16 protein-coding genes are annotated in these 16367 nt (G+C 44.6%); 3 read left to right on the plus strand and 13 right to left on the minus strand.

Annotation, left to right across the window (positions count from 1 at the left end; translation table 11 throughout):
* Positions 1 to 4: 4 nt before the first annotated feature.
* The 3 genes from QNH15_RS25650 (at position 5) to QNH15_RS25660 (ending at position 3134) form a co-directional block, all read left to right on the plus strand.
* Positions 5 to 1276, plus strand: coding sequence for a glutamate-5-semialdehyde dehydrogenase (locus QNH15_RS25650; protein ID WP_283891616.1), 1272 nt, complete (start codon positions 5 to 7; stop codon positions 1274 to 1276).
* Positions 1277 to 1387: 111 nt separating this feature from the next.
* Positions 1388 to 2553 (plus strand): IS3 family transposase gene (locus tag QNH15_RS25655; protein WP_283889040.1). Its coding sequence is split into 2 segments (ribosomal slippage): positions 1388 to 1664 and positions 1664 to 2553, totalling 1167 coding nucleotides; the frame shifts between segments, so codons are not numbered across the junction.
* Between the two features lie 296 nt (positions 2554 to 2849).
* Entirely contained in the window at positions 2850 to 3134 is a 285-nt protein-coding gene (locus QNH15_RS25660) for a spore morphogenesis/germination protein YwcE (protein WP_283891618.1), read from the plus strand.
* A gap of 52 nt (positions 3135 to 3186) precedes the next feature.
* Here QNH15_RS25660 and qoxD read toward each other — a convergent pair whose 3' ends face one another.
* The 13 genes from qoxD to liaF form a co-directional block, all read right to left on the minus strand.
* Positions 3187 to 3606, minus strand: a complete 420-nt coding sequence (qoxD, locus tag QNH15_RS25665; RefSeq protein WP_425590420.1) for a cytochrome aa3 quinol oxidase subunit IV — start codon at positions 3604 to 3606, stop codon at positions 3187 to 3189.
* Positions 3596 to 4216 carry a cytochrome aa3 quinol oxidase subunit III gene (gene qoxC, locus QNH15_RS25670; protein WP_090238337.1) on the minus strand — a complete coding sequence of 207 codons (621 nt, stop codon included), beginning with the start codon at positions 4214 to 4216 and terminating at the stop codon, positions 3596 to 3598. Before qoxC ends, qoxD begins: the two co-directional genes overlap by 11 nt.
* Before the next feature lie 14 nt (positions 4217 to 4230).
* Positions 4231 to 6174 (minus strand): cytochrome aa3 quinol oxidase subunit I, encoded by a 1944-nt coding sequence (gene qoxB, locus QNH15_RS25675; protein WP_283891623.1) that lies wholly within the window; start codon positions 6172 to 6174, stop codon positions 4231 to 4233.
* Positions 6175 to 6192: 18 nt separating this feature from the next.
* Entirely contained in the window at positions 6193 to 7176 is a 984-nt protein-coding gene (qoxA, locus tag QNH15_RS25680; RefSeq protein WP_430667112.1) for a cytochrome aa3 quinol oxidase subunit II, read from the minus strand.
* Positions 7177 to 7530: 354 nt separating this feature from the next.
* Positions 7531 to 7980, minus strand: coding sequence for a DUF2231 domain-containing protein (locus tag QNH15_RS25685; protein WP_283891627.1), 450 nt, complete (start codon positions 7978 to 7980; stop codon positions 7531 to 7533).
* Between the two features lie 69 nt (positions 7981 to 8049).
* Positions 8050 to 9291, minus strand: a complete 1242-nt coding sequence (locus QNH15_RS25690; RefSeq protein ID WP_283891629.1) for a sensor histidine kinase — start codon at positions 9289 to 9291, stop codon at positions 8050 to 8052.
* Positions 9291 to 9965 (minus strand): response regulator transcription factor, encoded by a 675-nt coding sequence (locus QNH15_RS25695; RefSeq protein WP_283891631.1) that lies wholly within the window; start codon positions 9963 to 9965, stop codon positions 9291 to 9293. Before QNH15_RS25695 ends, QNH15_RS25690 begins: the two co-directional genes overlap by 1 nt.
* A 24-nt stretch (positions 9966 to 9989) precedes the next feature.
* Positions 9990 to 11204 (minus strand): DEAD/DEAH box helicase, encoded by a 1215-nt coding sequence (locus QNH15_RS25700; protein WP_283891633.1) that lies wholly within the window; start codon positions 11202 to 11204, stop codon positions 9990 to 9992.
* A 61-nt stretch (positions 11205 to 11265) separates the two neighbouring features.
* Entirely contained in the window at positions 11266 to 12228 is a 963-nt protein-coding gene (locus QNH15_RS25705) for an L-threonine 3-dehydrogenase (RefSeq protein ID WP_283895766.1), read from the minus strand.
* 33 nt (positions 12229 to 12261) lie between these two features.
* A complete protein-coding gene (locus tag QNH15_RS25710) occupies positions 12262 to 13455 on the minus strand; it encodes a glycine C-acetyltransferase (protein ID WP_283891635.1) in 1194 nt (397 codons plus the stop codon).
* A 473-nt stretch (positions 13456 to 13928) separates the two neighbouring features.
* Positions 13929 to 14561: a response regulator transcription factor gene (locus QNH15_RS25715; RefSeq protein WP_283891637.1), complete on the minus strand. Its 633-nt coding sequence runs from the start codon at positions 14559 to 14561 to the stop codon at positions 13929 to 13931.
* Positions 14554 to 15597: a sensor histidine kinase gene (locus tag QNH15_RS25720; RefSeq protein WP_283891639.1), complete on the minus strand. Its 1044-nt coding sequence runs from the start codon at positions 15595 to 15597 to the stop codon at positions 14554 to 14556. Before QNH15_RS25720 ends, QNH15_RS25715 begins: the two co-directional genes overlap by 8 nt.
* On the minus strand, positions 15594 to 16325 hold the full coding sequence (gene liaF, locus QNH15_RS25725; protein WP_283891641.1) for a cell wall-active antibiotics response protein LiaF: 732 nt from the start codon (positions 16323 to 16325) through the stop codon (positions 15594 to 15596). The genes QNH15_RS25720 and liaF overlap by 4 nt, the downstream gene beginning before the upstream one ends.
* Positions 16326 to 16367: the final 42 nt, after the last annotated feature.

Consider the following 16367-nt stretch of genomic DNA (forward strand, 5'->3'; position numbering starts at 1 on the left):
TTTGATGAGTATTTTAGAAAAAGAAGTAACCCAGATGAGTGTAAAAGAACAGGCAAAGGCCGCGCAAATTGCGTCAAAAATACTGGCAGGCCTTTCTGAACAGGAAAAGAACGAAGCATTGCATATCCTGGCGGACGAGCTGGAACAGCAGGCTGCCTTCATTTTAAAAGAAAACGAAAAGGATCTGCAAAACGGACGAGAAAAAGACTTTACCCAAGCCTTTATGGACCGTCTTTCCCTTTCAGAAGAACGAATTGCCGACTTTGCTGAAGGACTGAGACAGGTTGCGGGACAAAACGATCCAATCGGTGAGATTGTAAGTGAATGGACACTCGATAATGGCATGAAAGTCGAACAAAAGCGTGTTCCACTCGGCGTAATCGGCATGATTTATGAAGCACGCCCCAACGTCACGGTGGATGCCACAGGACTGGCGCTCAAGTCAGGAAACGCTATCGTATTAAAGGGCGGTTCAAGCGCTCTAAATTCCAATAAAGGGATCATCCGCGTTATTCAACAGGCTTTAGCCAAAACAAAGATACCATCTGATGCGGCTCAGCTCATTGCAACGACCGACAGAAAGGCTTCAGCCGAACTATTTACAATGAAGGAATATATTGATGTTCTTATCCCCCGGGGAGGCGGTTCACTCATCAATACCGTAGTGAACGAAGCCACCGTACCCGTTCTGGAGACCGGAGTGGGGAACTGCCATATTTATTTCGATGAAACAGCAGATGTTAACAAAGCCCTGAATATCCTGATTAACGCCAAAACGGATCGTCCTGCCGTATGCAATGCCGCAGAGACACTGATCGTTCACCGTAACTGGCTGGAAGCAAATCAGCAGGAACTCGAACGTGCATTGAAGGAGCAAGGCATTACGGTCCATGGTGATGAACAGATCGTTTCTACTTTCTCCGAGGCCGTTCCTGCTACTGAACAAGAATGGGCAGAGGAATTTCTCAGCCTTTCCATTGCGATTAAAACCGTAAACAGCATGGATGAGGCTATTGATCATATTGACCGCTACGGAACAAAGCATTCTGAAGCGATCGTTACAGAAGATGCCCGTGCAGCAGCAAACTTCATGAACCGTGTTGATGCAGCAGCTGTGTACCATAACGCGTCCACACGCTTCACTGACGGCTCTGCACTCGGGTTTGGGGCTGAGATCGGTATTTCCACCCAAAAGCTCCATGCTCGCGGTCCTATGGGCTTGCCTGCACTGACCACCACCAAGTACTGCATGACAGGCGATGGACAAATCCGATAAAAACGAAGAGAAAAAGCATGGCGTAATAGACTAACCTAAGTAAATGAGACACAATAAAACACCTTCGAAATGTTACACTTAAAACAAGTGAGAATTCGGAGGTGTTTTTGCATGGGCAAAAACGTATATTCAAGTGAAGTGAAGTGGGCTGTGATTAAAGATAAAATGAGCGGCCAATTGACCAACCAGGAGATTATGGAAAAGCACGGGATTAAGAACAAAACGCAAATTAGTACCTGGATGAAATGGTATAAAAATAATGAGATCCATCGGTTTGATCAGCCGATTGGAAAGCAATACACCTATGGGCTTGGTCCAGACATCCTGAGTGAGGAAGAGAAAAAAGAGAAGAAATATGCCCATTTAAAACAGGAGAACGAAATCTTAAAAAAGTACTTGGAGATGGTAAAGGAGTTGAAAGAGAAGTAGTCCTGCAGCTTGTGGAGAAATTGCGGAAAAAGTATACGGTCTCTGCCGTTCTATCCGTATTAAATGTGCCGCGGGCGAATTACTATCGCTGGGTCAAGACGCTTCCGTTGAAATCATTAAGCAGAGAAGAAACGGTCATTATTTCATTGTGCAAGGAAACAAAATATCGATATGGACACCGCAAAATCAAAGCCTTATTATGGCGTCAGCACCAAGTAAAGCTCAATCGAAATACCGTTCAGCGCATAATGCAGAAACATCATCTTCAATGCAGGGTAAAGCCGAAAAAAAGATGGAAATCCCAAGGAGAAACGATCGTGGTGGCCCCCAACCTATTAGAGCGAAATTTTCGGGCCAGCGCGCCCAATCAGAAATGGGTGACGGATATTACCTATATTCAATATGGATCGTCTACCCTTTATTTATCGACGGTTATAGATTTATATAATAACCAAATTGTAGCCTATAAACTCTATACACATCAGCAAACCCCCTTAGTCATGGATACGCTAAAAGAGGCTTTGGACCATAGAGGGAACCCGAAAGGGGTAATTCTCCATTCCGATCAGGGCAGTGTGTATACTTCCTATGCCTTTCAGAACTTTGTGAAAGAGGAAGAAGTAATCAGCAGCATGTCGCGAAGGGGCAACTGTTGGGATAACGCCGTCATCGAGTCGTTTCATTCCAATTTAAAATCGGAACAATTTCAGTATGTAAAATTCAATTCTTTATCTTTAGATAAGGTACGTGAGCAAATTGACCATTATATAAACTACTACAATGAAGAAAGAATACAAGAAAAATTAGGCTACCATTCACCCATGGAATTTGGTCGAATGGCAGCCTAATAAAGGTGTTTTATTCTTGTCTCATTTCAATATGGCAGTCTAGTAAAGGCGCCATGCTTTTTTACGTGTGGGAATTTCAAATGGTTTTAACGACTGAACAGTTTAATAATCCCTCGATTGTCCCAGATGGATTTCCCATCCATTTAGGAGAATATAGAAATTTTGTCCCCAATTTTTTGTTTTTCTGTAGTAAATTTTTTCAAATGTGGTATACTAACTGTAACAAATTGTTCACAAAACAGACCTAACTTCGACACAATTGGAAACGCTGTCACAATTTTAAGGAGCTGATTATAATGGATGTTTATGTTGTCTATCTTTTCGTTGCTACTGCTACTCCGTTATTCCTATGGCATGATCATAGAAAACTTGCCTTATGGCAGATTCCATTTATTGCGGTCATGTGGCTGTATGTAGGACTGTACGTTATGGGAGATTTAAATCCTTTAGCACATCTGATATTTAATATTGTATTCGTTGCAAACGTCGTGTTCGCCCATGTAGCGGCCTTCAAGATCTATGCAATTCCGTTTATCCGCCGTGAGCGTGAACGACGCAGATTGTACCGTGAATCTAAATAAAACAATATAAAAAAAGCACCTTGCAGAATCTGCAAGGTGCTTTTCTGTGTTCTTATTTATGATCACCGTGGTCCATTTTCATGTCGCCATCCATTTTCATATCATGATCCATTTCCATCTTATGATGATCATGCGATCCATGTAATTCTGCCATTACCCAAACTGAACCGGCAACGATAACAATCGCGATGAAAGCGGCAAACAGGATGTTTCCTGTTTGTGTATTGCCAGTAAGCTTGCTTTTCTTCTCAGAGCTCTCTGTCATATGCATAAACATTAGTAACTGCAGAGTTGCTTGTAAAAAGGCAAAAACAAAAATGATAATCAATATGGTGCGGGGTGGAAATCCGGTTCCAAACGTCACCCAAAGAGCGAATGCTGTAAGAACGATGGACAAAATATATCCAATCACGTGTTTCCATGGAATTCCGCCGTGCTCTCTGGAAAGTGAATCTTGTGGATTAGCCATTATGCAACACCATCCCTGTTAAATACACGGCGGTAAAGATAAAGATCCACACCACGTCAAGGAAGTGCCAGTAAAGACTTGAAATAAAGACTTTAGCAGACGTTTGAGGTGTTAGTCCCCGTCTTGCCACCTGTATCAAGATTAAGGTAATCCAAGCGATACCCATTGTTACGTGCAATCCGTGCGTTCCTACGATAACGAAGAAACCGGACCAGAATGCGCTCGTACCAATAGCAGCGCCCTCATGCACATACGTTACAAATTCGTAGATCTCATAGCCAAGGAAACCTGCACCCAAAGCCAATGTGATGATCATCCAAATAAATAAACCTTTTCTATTGCGGCGTCGCATTTCGTGAATCGCGATACCGCAGGTAAAACTACTTGTCAGTAGAAGGAAAGTTTCAATCAACACACCTTTTAATTCAAAAAGCTCATGTGGGGTTGGCCCGTCACCTGTTCTGTACATTAAAACCAGGTACGTTGCAAACAGCGTTGAAAACAACGCGATCTCCGCCCCAAGGAAAACCCAGAAACCGAGGATGTTCAAGCGCCCGGTCTCTGACTGATATTCTAAAGGCGTGTTATGATCGTGTACTTCTGCATGTGCCATTGTTCACGCCTCCTTTAAACGGTTAACCGTTCCGTTTCTTTTATTTCTTCTTCACTTACATAGTATCCTTCGTTTTTATCGAATGAGCGGATGATTAAGGTAATAAACACACCGATCAAACCAACAATACCCATCCAATACCATTCAAACACTAAACCGAAACCTGCGACAAAGAAGAAGGAAGCCATAAAGAATGGAACTCCTGAATTGTCCGGCATGTGGATCTTTTTGATGTCCTCAATCTTCGGTTTAAGATCTACATTATTACGTTTCATTTTAATCAACGGATCAAAGGAATCTACTGTTGGAGTTACCGCAAAGTTATAATGCGGCGGTACGGCAGAAGTGGTTGCCCATTCAAGCGTACGTCCAAGACCCCAAGAATCGCCTGTATTTTCTCGCTCCGAATAACGGAAGCTGTAGTAGAAGTTGTAAACAAGAATCAAGAACGCGATACCCATCAAGAATGCACCAACAGTGGAGAGCATGTTTAATCCGCCCCAGCCTGATGCAGCACTGTATGTGTATACACGTCGCGGCATTCCGTCAAGACCCAGAATGAACTGAGGGATGAAACATACGTTAAAGCCGATGTTGAACACCCAGAATACCCATTTTCCTATCGCTTCGTTCAGCTTGTAACCAAACATTTTCGGATACCAGAAAATAAGTCCTGCGAAACATGAGAATACGGTACCAGCGATCAATACATAGTGGAAGTGGGCAACCAGGAAGTACGTGTTATGGTACTGGTAGTCTGCTGCAGCCATTGCAAGCATGACGCCTGTAACCCCACCGATTACAAAGTTTACGATAAACCCAAGTGACCAAAGCATTGGTGTCGTAAAGGAAATCTTACCTTTGTACATCGTGAACAGCCAGTTGAAGATCTTAATCCCGGTTGGAATACCAATAATCATTGTTGTAATCGAGAATACCGAATTAACTAATGCTCCTGAGCCCATGGTAAAGAAATGGTGAACCCAAACCAGGAAGCTGTACCCGGCGATAATAACCATCGCCCAAACCATTGCTTTGTAGCCAAAAATCGTTTTACGGGAGAAAGTACTGATAATTTCTGAGAACATACCAAATGCAGGAAGGACAACAATATATACTTCCGGATGGCCCCATAGCCAGAAAAGGTTCGCCCACAGCATATCCATTCCAGCCCCCTGGAGGGTGAAGAAATGGGCACCGAATAAACGGTCAAATGTCATAAGTGCAAGCGCTACTGTAAGAATAGGGAATGCAAACACGATGATAATCATAGTGATCAATGCAGACCAGGTAAATACAGGCATTTTGAACAATGTCATACCAGGCGCACGCATCTTGAGTATCGTGACAAGGAAGTTAATACCCGTTAACAGGGTACCAATCCCGGCAATCTGCAGTCCGAGCAAGTAGTAGTTCTGACCCGGTCCGGGACTTAACTCATTACCGGCAAGCGGCATATAGCTTGTCCATCCGGCAGATGGTGATCCCCCGATAACGAAGGACACATTGAACAGCATGGCACCGATAAAGAATGTCCAGAAGCTGACAGCATTCAGATATGGGAATGCTACGTCACGCGCTCCGATTTGAAGCGGAATAACAACGTTGATAAGTCCGATCAAGAACGGCATCGCCATGAAGATAATCATGATCGTACCGTGTGTTGTAAAGATTTCGTTATAGTGCTGTGAATCCAAAAACTTGGAATCTGGTGTAGCAAGCTGTACACGCATGAGCAAAGCATCGACTCCGCCTCGAAACAGCATGAGTACTGCGGATGCGATGTACATAATTCCTAGTTTCTTATGGTCAACGGTAGTAAGCCATTCAGTCCATAGCCACTTCCATTTTTTAAAAAATGTCAGATAGAATAGGATTCCGATAACTGTTAAAACGATAGAGACGTCCGCACCATAAATCAGCGGGTCTCCCGTAACAAAAAATTCATCCCATTTCATAATTTAGTGCCTCCTCTATTAATGGGAATGAGATTCCCCATGAGAGTCAGATTCCGGCTTGTTCGCATCTTTCGCTTTGGATCCATGCGGATTTTGCGGAACCTCGCCTAAACGCTCACGAGTCTTCACTGCATAGTCTGCTTCTTTAGCATGATCTACCCATTTTAAGTGTGTTGACGAGAATGTCATTTTCTTTACTTCGCCTTGAACCATTAATTGATCATATTGCTTTTTGGTCAGCTTAGGCGCCTTGCTTTTTGTATCCTTTGCCCATTTGTCGAACTCGCTTTGATTAACGGAATGCACATCAAAAATCTGGTGAGCAAATCCTTCACCATTAAAGTTGGAGTTTCTGCCGGAGAAAGTTCCTGTATGGTCGGCTCGTAAGTAAAGTTTTGTTTCCATGCCGGCCATGGCATATTTTTGTCCTCCAAGTTCTGGAACCCAGAATGAAGACATGGAATCTGCAGAGGTCAATTTAAACAAAACCGTACGGTCTTTTGGAATATTGATATAGTTGACCGTTTCAATGCCCTGCTCCGGATAGGAGAAGATCCACTTCCAGTTTACTGCTGTAGCATTTATGACAATAGGTTCTTTCTGTTGCTGCGCATTCACAGCTTTCGGCGGCTTTTCAAGATCATAGTTCGAAATTACCGTCGGAATGGCAAGGGCGATGATAATCAAAATGGGGATAACTGTCCAGATCGTTTCAAGCTTTTTGCTTCCATGCTGATCCGGTTCAAAGTTATCATCATTCTTTCGGTTGCGGTATTTAATAACGACAACTGCGAATAATGCATAAACCACTACACAAATAAGTGCCATAAAGCCTATAGAGTAAAGAATAAGATCCTTCTGTTGCGCAGCAACAGGCCCTTTCGGATCAAGAACTATATAATTGCTGCATCCGCCTAATAAGAAAACGGACAGCATAAGTCCCAACGCAAAAAACGGTTTAAACCGCTTAAACACTAGGCCCACCTTCCTTCCTTTCAACATCGTGTGAGATTTCTCACTGCAAAATAACTAACATTGTGCTTTTGTTCACATAATACCAAATTTCCACCAAAAATAGATACCCTTTTATAAACTGTCATAAGTTCTTCAACTAAATTTCACGACTTCATCACATATTTTTCAAAGAATGTTCATATTTCTGGGATTTCCTTCTTACGCTTCCATTTCCGAATTATTTCCATACACAAGAAAAGAAAAAGCCGCCGTCTGCGGCGACTCTTTTAAGTTCTAACCATGGTATTTCCCTCTGCGTTTCATATTAAACCACTTCTGAAAAATAATTTCAACGCTTAAGTTTTTCCATTCTTAGGTCTTATTTTTTTCCCCATCATTCCCTTATTTATCCGCGGATGAAGAGTCAGAAGTAATGGATTCCGGGTGGTATACCATTTTGCCCCCGTAATGCCCTGTAAGAGACAATGTAACCGCACCGGCTAATGAAAGGACAAGCACCAGCGGTAAAAGAGGCTTAATGAATCCAAACATATGGAGCAGTTTCAGCAAAACGACAGCTCCAAAAATAAAAAGAGTGACCAGTGCATAGGTTTCATGAATATGAACCGCACTCTCAATACTGTGACCTACCTGGTTTCTTAAAAAGTGTTCAGCCCCGTCTCCTGACACATAAGCAAGGATTCCTGTCAAAAAGCCGGTCGAGAAAAGGAATAATGCCAGCCGGTCAAAAAATGGTTTCTTCCAAACAGCGATGATCTGTACAATCACACCAATGATAAGCAAGGCAATAGGAAAGTGAACCAATAATGGATGAAGCGGAGTAGATAGCATAAAAAAATTTCAGCTCCCTTGTGTTTTTTTTAACATACACAAAGAAACTGAAATTAAACTGAAAAACATTTACGCCAGGATCGGCAGCTCTACTCTGAAGGTAGTGCCTTTGCCCAGCTGGCTTTCGGCCTCTATGCTTCCTCTATATAGACTGGTGATTTCTTTAGCAATCGATAAACCAAGACCTGCCCCGCCCTGTGTCCGGGACCTTCCCTTGTCCACTCGATAAAAACGGTCAAACAGATAAGGCAAATCCGCCGAAGGAATGCCTTCTCCTTCGTCTCTTATTTCAATCACCAAATTATTCTTTGCCTGCGCTTTAAGCCTGATTTCAACTGGAGAACCCGCGTCAGAGTATTTAAGCGCGTTATCGAGCAATAGTTGAAGCAGTTCTTTAATTCTCACCCTGTCCGCTTCCACTATAAGATCTTCAGGAGGGGCAATCACTTTGACAGTTCGTGTGCTTTGAGAGAGCCGCTCATATTGATTGGCCATTTTCCTTGCAAGCTCATTAATCGAGAAAGAATCTTTATGAATTTCTTGTCGTTCCTGGTCTTTGGCCAGCGTCAGGAGATGAGACACCAGGTTTTTCATCTGATGAACCTCTTCCTTTAATTCATTGAGCGTTTCCTGGGAAAAAGACGACATCTTGCTTTTTTCCTCTTTTTCCAATACTTCAAGTGAAGCAGAAAAGATACTTATGGGTGTCCGGAGTTCATGGGAAGCATCAGCAATAAATTTTTTCTGGCTCTCCATATTTTGAATCACCGGCTTTAACGCTTTTCTGGACAGTCGTTCCCCCATAACGACGGATAAAATAAAGACCGCCAGACCCAGAAGGGAAAGCAGGAAAAACCAGCGCTCCACCTTTTCATGGACGCCACTGATGTTTTTTCCGACATACAGGACCGTTGTCTCATTCAGACGTGCACTTGCATAGATGATGTGCTGTTTCTCATGGCCGTTCTTTCCTTTTAATTCTGCGAGTTTGCCTTCCCTGGAACAGCATGATTTGGATTGAACAAACCGGTTAAACGCCTGATTCCTTTTTCCTGTTGAATCACCGGATCCGTTTTTTACGACTACTGAATAATAGAGTGAACCTGGATCCTGTGTTACAGAATCTTCATTGAGCTCTGAAGCCTTGTCTTTATTCAGCTCGTAATGAAGAATATCCTGGATGTCCTCTCTGGCAGTCTCAAACATCATGCCTTTTACTAAAAAATATAACAGCACAAAAATAATAAACAGCGTAATAAAGAACCAGCTGCTGTAATTCCATGTCAGTTTCCGTCTCAATTGATTCAGCATCAGTCTCTCACCATTTGGTAACCGATTCCCCTGACGGTTTGAATGTATTTTTTCTTGCCGGAAGGATCCATCTTTTTCCTCAATAATTTGATAAATGCTTCAAGTGTATTCATCGTCACGTCACTTTCTGCTCCCCAAACATGTTGAAGAATAACTTCTCGTGTCAGCACCTGATTTTTATGGCGGGCAAACAACTCAAGAAGCTGATATTCTTTTGGCGTCAGCTGTATGGTTTCATCTTTTCGCTTAAGCACATGGCGTTGAATATCGAGACGTAAATCCCCGATTTCCATCCAGCTTTCTTCATATTGAATTGTCCGTCTTCTGCCCAGCGCAGCCAGCCTGGCAAATAGCTCCTTGAACTCAAAAGGTTTTGCCAGATAATCGTCGGCACCCGATTCAAATCCGAGAACAAGGTCATCCACCTGATTCCTTGCAGTAAGCATGAGAATGGCGCCATGATAGCCTTCTTTCCGCAGTTCACGGCTGACAGCAATTCCGTCTTTTTTCGGAAGCATCCAATCTAAAATCATAATATCAAAAGGTTCTTCAAGGCCACGGTACAAAGCGGTTTCGCCATCTTCACACCACTCGAGCCGATATCCTTCATCTTCAAGAATTTTTATGACCAGACGGGCGAGACGGCGGTCGTCTTCAGCCAATAAAACTTTCATAGATCATTGCTCCCATATGAGTCATTACCTCCGGGGCCTTTTGCCTTTTTTAAAGCTTGATTGATATGGCTTACGGGGGTTCTGCCCAATTTTTTTCGCTTCTGGTGAGATGATATCCTTCCGTTCCGGCTTTTCCAGTACTTGCTTTTGGATCGGCTGCCGGATTCCTTTTTCGATCAGCTCAAGATACCTTCGGTCCTTTTGAGCAACCAGGGTGATCGCAAGCCCCTTGCTGCCTGCACGCCCTGTACGTCCGATCCGGTGAATATAGCTTTCGGTATCATGGGGAATATCATAGTTAATCACATGAGTAACGCCCTCGACATCCAGTCCCCGTGCAGCCACATCGGTTGCAATAAGAAAACGGGTCTCTCCCTGCCTGAAGCGCTGCATCGCTGCTTCCCGCTTAGCCTGTGAAAGATCTCCGTGCAGTTCGTCCGCTTCAAGCCCGGCTTCCCTCAAGGCTTCATACAATTTACTCACTCTGCGTTTCGTACGGCAAAAAATGATTGCCAGATACGGCCGGTGCATCCGAAGCAGTTTTTTTAAGTCATCCTGCTTGGAGCGGTCGGTTGTTTCTATAACCCGCTGCCTGATTTCTTTCACGGTGATTTCCTTTTTTCGTATGGAAATCTCTTTCGGGTGGTTTAAATAGGTTTCTGCCAGTTTTACAATCTCAGGAGGCATTGTAGCGGAAAAAAGCATCGTTTGGCGCTCTTTGGATGTCTGCCGGATAATTTCTTCCACGTCTTCAAGAAATCCGATATGAAGCATTTGGTCGGCTTCATCTAGAACAAGCATGGAGGTTTGCGATAAATCCACTGTGCCCCTCCTGACATGGTCCAGAAGGCGGCCTGGGGTAGCAATAATGATCTGCACGTGACCGCCGAGCTTATGGATTTGCGCTACTACATCCTGTCCTCCATACACGGATAAAACGTCAATGCCCATCGGTTCACTTAATTTTCTTACTTCCTCCGCCACCTGGATGGCCAGTTCTCTTGTTGGTGCCACAATCAATGCTTGGACATTTTTGACTTCCGGATCTATCCGCTGCAGAACAGGCAAGGCAAATGCCATGGTTTTCCCTGTTCCGGTCTGTGACTTGGCGATCACATCCGTTCCCTCCAATAGAAGAGGGATAACCTGTTCCTGGATCGGCGTCGGCTCGTAAATCCCCTGGTTCTTCAGTGATTCCAAGAGCCGCGGGTTCAGATGCATGAAGTTAAAATCAGCCATTTATGTACTCCTTTCCGTTCTAAAAAAGGAAGCCAGTTCAGGCTTCCTTCTTCTTTGGTATTTAATTTGCCACTTTGTTGTTCAGCTTATCAGTAAGCTTTGACAGCATATCTGCTGTCATTTTATCTAAATTATAGTCTGTTTTAAAGCCCCATTCATTGGCAGCAGCAGATGAATCGATGTGGTTCGGCCAGCTTTCGGCAATCGCCTGTCTGATTGGATCCACATCATAATCCATCGTAAAGGAAGGCATCTGCTTTTTGATCGATGCTGCGATTTGTTCTGGTTCCACGCTCATGGCCGACACGTTAAACGAATTGCGGTGTACCAGCTTGGAAGGGTCTGCTTCCATCAGGTTGATGATCGCATTTAACGCATCCGGCATGTACATCATATCCATGTAGGTTTCTGCATCAATGAAAGAGGTATAGCTTCCCTTGCGTACCGCTTCATAATAAATTTCAACCGCATAATCGGTTGTTCCGCCCCCAGGAGGTGTTACATATGAAATTAACCCAGGGAAACGGAGACCCCGTGTATCCAGTCCAAACTTGTTGTAATAATAGTCACACAGCAACTCACCAGCTACTTTGTTGACTCCGTACATCGTGGTCGGACGCTGAATCGTATCCTGCGGTGTCTGGTCCTTCGGCGTAGACGGGCCAAAAGCGCCAATGGAGCTTGGCGTGAAGAACTGGCAGTTCATTTCTTTGGCCACTTCCAGCGCATTCACCAGACCACCCATATTCAGGTTCCATGCGAGCAAAGGCTTTGCTTCTGCTGTGGCAGAGAGCAGGGCTGCAAGGTGGATAATGGTATCTGCCTGATGTTTTTTTGTAATGCTCGCCATCGCTTGCGGATCGGTAACGTCCAGCACTTCAAATGGTCCCGAATGGACGACCGCGCTGTCGGTTTTACGGATATCCGTTGCAATAACATTGTCATTTCCATATATGTTACGGGCATGCATGACCAGCTCTGAACCGATTTGGCCAAGCGCCCCTGTAATCAGAATCTTCTTCATCATAATTCCTCCAAATCTATGCCGGTTGTGCGATCAGGAGATAATCCCCATCTGCTTGCCGACTTTTGCGTAAATGGCAAGAGCTTGGTCGAGCATTTCCTTTGTATGGGCGGCAGTAGGCATATTTCTTACTCGGCCCGTCCCTCTGGGTACGGTAGGAAAAACAATGGACTTGGCATATACGCCTTCTTCGTTCAGCTTTTTACTGAATTCCTGCGTCTTCACTTCATCCCCAATGATGACCGGTGTAATAGGTGTTTCGCTGTTCCCAATATCAAAACCGAGCTTTTCAAGACCATGTTTTAAGTATTTGCTGTTTTCCCAAAGACGTTCCTGCAGCTCTGTGCTGGAAGTCAGGATTTCGATGGCTTTTGTACAAGCGGCCACATCTCCTGGAGTAAGGGAGGTCGAGAATAGGAATGGACGGCTTCTGACTTTGAGCCAGTCGATCAAATCCTTCTTGCCGGCCACATATCCTCCGACCACACCAATTGCCTTTGAAAGTGTACCGATTTGGAAATCTACTCGGTCGGACAGCCCAAAGTGCTTCACCGTTCCTGCGCCATTGCCCAGCACGCCGGAACCGTGGGCATCATCCACATACGTAATCAGGTCAAATTCTTCTGCAATTTCCACGATTTCAGGCAGTTTGGCAATATCTCCGTCCATGGAGAAAACACCGTCGGTAATGACCATGATTTTGTTATATAAGCCGGATTCCTTGGCTTCCTTCGCTTTCGCACGAAGATCTTCCATGTCGGAATGGTTCACCCGGATAATCTTTGCTTTTGATAAACGGCAACCATCGATAATGGAAGCATGGTTTAATTCATCAGAAAGGATTACGTCATTTTTATCCATGACAGCAGAGATGGCAGCCATGTTGCAGTTGAAACCGGACTGATAGGCGATCGCGGCTTCCGTATGTTTGAATTCCGCCAGCTTCTCTTCAAGCTTCAAATGAAGCTCCATCGTACCGTTGATGGTACGCACTGCCCCTGCACCAACACCATATTCTTCAATGGCCTCTTTGGCAGCTTTCTTCAGGCGCTCATCCGTCGCCAATCCAAGATAGTTGTTGGAAGAGAGGTTGATCAGTTCATTTCCGCCAACCTTGATCACCGGTCCGTTCGCACTTTGAAGCGGATCAATCACGTTATAAAGCCCTTTTTCTTTTAAATCTCCAAGGTTTTCTTGTAAAAATTGGTCCAGTACATGACTTGACATACATTACTCTCCTTTCATGGATAAAAAAATATGTTATGTGAGTCTGAACAAATGTACACGTGAGAAAAACACTTTTATTCAGAGTTTAGCCAGTGATGATAAGTATCTCGTTCTTAAATTATATTATCATATTTCGGTTTTGTTTACATCATGTGGACAATATTCACACTTCTCTGTCTACTATTTTATTCCCCGTTTCTCAAGGATTTATCGGTGAACGCAAAAAAACCGCCGGCATCTGGAGAATGCTCGGCGGAGAATTTAGTATTCTATGTTGTTTATGTGGGTAGTTGATTTCTGTTCCAGGATGCTCGCTTTCCACGGGGCGTGCGCTGAGCCCCTCGGCGCAAGCGCCTGCGGGTCTCACCTGTCACGCATTTCCCGTAGGAGTCTCGCACCTTTCACTACAATCAACTGGTCAATGAAGAGTTTTAAAAGCTCCTCCAAATTCTACAAGCATTAATTTAACACCCTTATTTCACAAGATTATGTTTAAACGCATAGATGACGGCTTGGGTGCGGTCTTGTACGTCGAGTTTGCTCAAGATGTTGCTTACGTGAACTTTGACGGTTTTTTGGGCGATGAACAGGGCATCGGCGATTTCCTGATTGGATTTCCCCTCTGTCATGAGAAGCAGCACCTCCAGTTCTCGGCTTGTCAGCTCCTCATGTGGGTGCTGCTTATTCCTTTGCCGCATGCGGTTCATCATTTTGCCTGTCACTTCGGGCTCCAGAACGGACTGGCCATAATATGTATTTCGAACCGCATCCGCAATCTCGCTGGCTTTGGAGGTTTTTAGCATATAGCTTACCGCACCGGCCTCAATGGCGGGATACACTTTTTCATCATCCAGAAAGCTGGTGACAATAATGATTTTGGCTTCGGGCCATTGTTCGATAATCTTTTTGGTTGCCTCAATGCCATCCATTTCATTCATAACAAGATCCATCAAGATCACATCCGGACGCAGCTCAAGAGCCAGCTCTACGGCCTTTTTTCCATTTTCCGCCTCACCGACCACGGTCAGGTCCTGCTGGGCGGAAAGGTAGGATGAAACACCGATCCTCACCATTTCATGATCATCCGCAAACAATACTTTAATCATTTTGATCCTCCTCCATCGAAATTACAGGTACTTTAACTTCCAGTCGGGTCCCTTTGTCGGGCAGACTCACCACTTTTAACGTACCGCCAATTTCCAGCGCCCGTTCCTGCATATTTTGCAAACCGTATGAGCCTGCTTTATTTTCATCAAGTGCAAACCCAACGCCATTATCGGACACCCGTAAAATAATCAGGCCTTCCCGCTCGATCAGCAAAATCTCCAGCGAGGTGGCTTTTGCGTGCCTTAATGTATTGGAAACCGACTCCTGCAAAATTCGAAACAGATGGTCTTCCACACCTTTATCCAAACGCATGTCTTCAATTTTTTCATGAATGTCAATCGGTACTTTTTGAGTCAGTTCATCGAGCAGCTCTTTAATTCCTTCCTGCAATGACTTTCCTTTCAAAGCGGCAGGGCGAAGATGGAGCAATAAGGCTCTCATCTCCAGCTGGGACTGATGAATCATCTGCTCCACCAAATTGAGCTGACGGTTTTCGGGTGCATCCGGATCTTTGGATTCATTAATGGCGGACATCAGCATAGAGGCGGCAAACAACTGCTGGCTGACGGAATCATGCAGTTCCCTTGCCAAACGGTGCCGTTCTCTTGAGATCATTTCCTGAATGACTTTTTCCTGGTCTTCCGCTTTCTCATTCGCCAGCTTCTGGGATGCCCTTGCCTGCTCGGCAGCATGGCGCTGAACATTTTTCATCCGTTTCCAGAGCGCATCCACTTCCGTGCCCTCGGACACCACCGGAAGATAGATGGGTCTGCCGTTCTCGATTTCCCGCAATCCTTCTTCCACCTGCTTCAGCTGCCGGCGTGCAGTGATGCCCTGAAACAAACCAAAAAAACCGCCAATAACAAGGCTCAGGGCAGGAACAACCACTATAAACGGCAGGCTGAACAGATGCTGCTCCCATAAATAAGAGACATCAGGCAGGGGAAACGCCATAAACACCGTAATGAAGATCACCAACATAACGACAAAAGCGATGGCAAGGGATATGACGACACTGCGCATTAACATACTCATGTCCGCTTCACCTCTAAATCCCCAACCGCCAACGTCGTGATGATCTTAATCCGCTGTGACGCTTCATAGTAGTTATCTGTATGGTAGGAAAAAAGCTGATTAAACACTTTCGGTTCATGGATATCAAAAATGGTCGCGTTGCCTGCAAGCACTGAGTGATGGACGCTGACCGCCACTTCGTACGGAACGAAAATTTTGATATTGCCGACAATGTTTCGAACCGTGATTACTGACTCGCCCTCAGGGAGGACCGTATTGCTGAGATCAATGACCGTGTCGCCGATTCCGCATTGAATATTAATATCTTCCCACTCGTACACATGGTCCGGGGTTTGCTGAGGTCCGTACACAATGTTTTTAAATAGATTTTTCTTTTTAAAGAGTGACTCGGACAGCCTGGAATCCGGATCTCTGATTTCCGGCTTAATCCATGCCGGCCGTTTTTTGTTCTGATACACCTGGATCAGCAGATAAATGAGAATAGCAACAAGCACAAATTTGAATGCCATCATATTCAGCAATGTAACTGCTGCTCCAAACCATCCTCCCCAATAGAGGAGCTTCCCGAATGTCCGAGTCCTTCTTTTCCCTCCAACATAGATGCAGCCTGCCATAACGGCAAAAATGAAAATCAGTTCGCCGCCGCGAAAAATAAGTTCAAGAATAAGAAGAAATAGACCGATCAATAGTAGCCAGCTGATTAAATCTGTTTTCTTACCGCTAAACATGGTGCACCCCCTTCTCTCTCAGTCTCCGGCTCCTAAATATTC

The sequence above is a fragment of the Fictibacillus enclensis genome, assembly GCF_030123385.1.
GTDB classification, from domain to species: Bacteria; Bacillota; Bacilli; order Bacillales; family Fictibacillaceae; genus Fictibacillus_C; species Fictibacillus_C enclensis.

Excerpts from the sequence above, each read along its gene's own strand:
- QNH15_RS25650 (WP_283891616.1), top strand. The coding sequence starts at position 5 with ATGAGTATTTTAGAAAAAGAAGTAACCCAGATGAGTGTAAAAGAACAG.
- QNH15_RS25660 (WP_283891618.1), top strand. The coding sequence starts at position 2,850 with ATGGATGTTTATGTTGTCTATCTTTTCGTTGCTACTGCTACTCCGTTA.
- qoxC (WP_090238337.1), bottom strand. The coding sequence starts at position 4,216 with ATGGCACATGCAGAAGTACACGATCATAACACGCCTTTAGAATATCAG.
- qoxB (WP_283891623.1), bottom strand. The coding sequence starts at position 6,174 with ATGAAATGGGATGAATTTTTTGTTACGGGAGACCCGCTGATTTATGGT.
- qoxA (WP_430667112.1), bottom strand. The coding sequence starts at position 7,176 with ATGTTGAAAGGAAGGAAGGTGGGCCTAGTGTTTAAGCGGTTTAAACCG.
- QNH15_RS25685 (WP_283891627.1), bottom strand. The coding sequence starts at position 7,980 with ATGCTATCTACTCCGCTTCATCCATTATTGGTTCACTTTCCTATTGCC.
- QNH15_RS25690 (WP_283891629.1), bottom strand. The coding sequence starts at position 9,291 with ATGCTGAATCAATTGAGACGGAAACTGACATGGAATTACAGCAGCTGG.
- QNH15_RS25695 (WP_283891631.1), bottom strand. The coding sequence starts at position 9,965 with ATGAAAGTTTTATTGGCTGAAGACGACCGCCGTCTCGCCCGTCTGGTC.
- QNH15_RS25700 (WP_283891633.1), bottom strand. The coding sequence starts at position 11,204 with ATGGCTGATTTTAACTTCATGCATCTGAACCCGCGGCTCTTGGAATCA.
- QNH15_RS25705 (WP_283895766.1), bottom strand. The coding sequence starts at position 12,228 with ATGAAGAAGATTCTGATTACAGGGGCGCTTGGCCAAATCGGTTCAGAG.
- QNH15_RS25710 (WP_283891635.1), bottom strand. The coding sequence starts at position 13,455 with ATGTCAAGTCATGTACTGGACCAATTTTTACAAGAAAACCTTGGAGAT.
- QNH15_RS25715 (WP_283891637.1), bottom strand. The coding sequence starts at position 14,561 with ATGATTAAAGTATTGTTTGCGGATGATCATGAAATGGTGAGGATCGGT.
- QNH15_RS25720 (WP_283891639.1), bottom strand. The coding sequence starts at position 15,597 with ATGAGTATGTTAATGCGCAGTGTCGTCATATCCCTTGCCATCGCTTTT.
- liaF (WP_283891641.1), bottom strand. The coding sequence starts at position 16,325 with ATGTTTAGCGGTAAGAAAACAGATTTAATCAGCTGGCTACTATTGATC.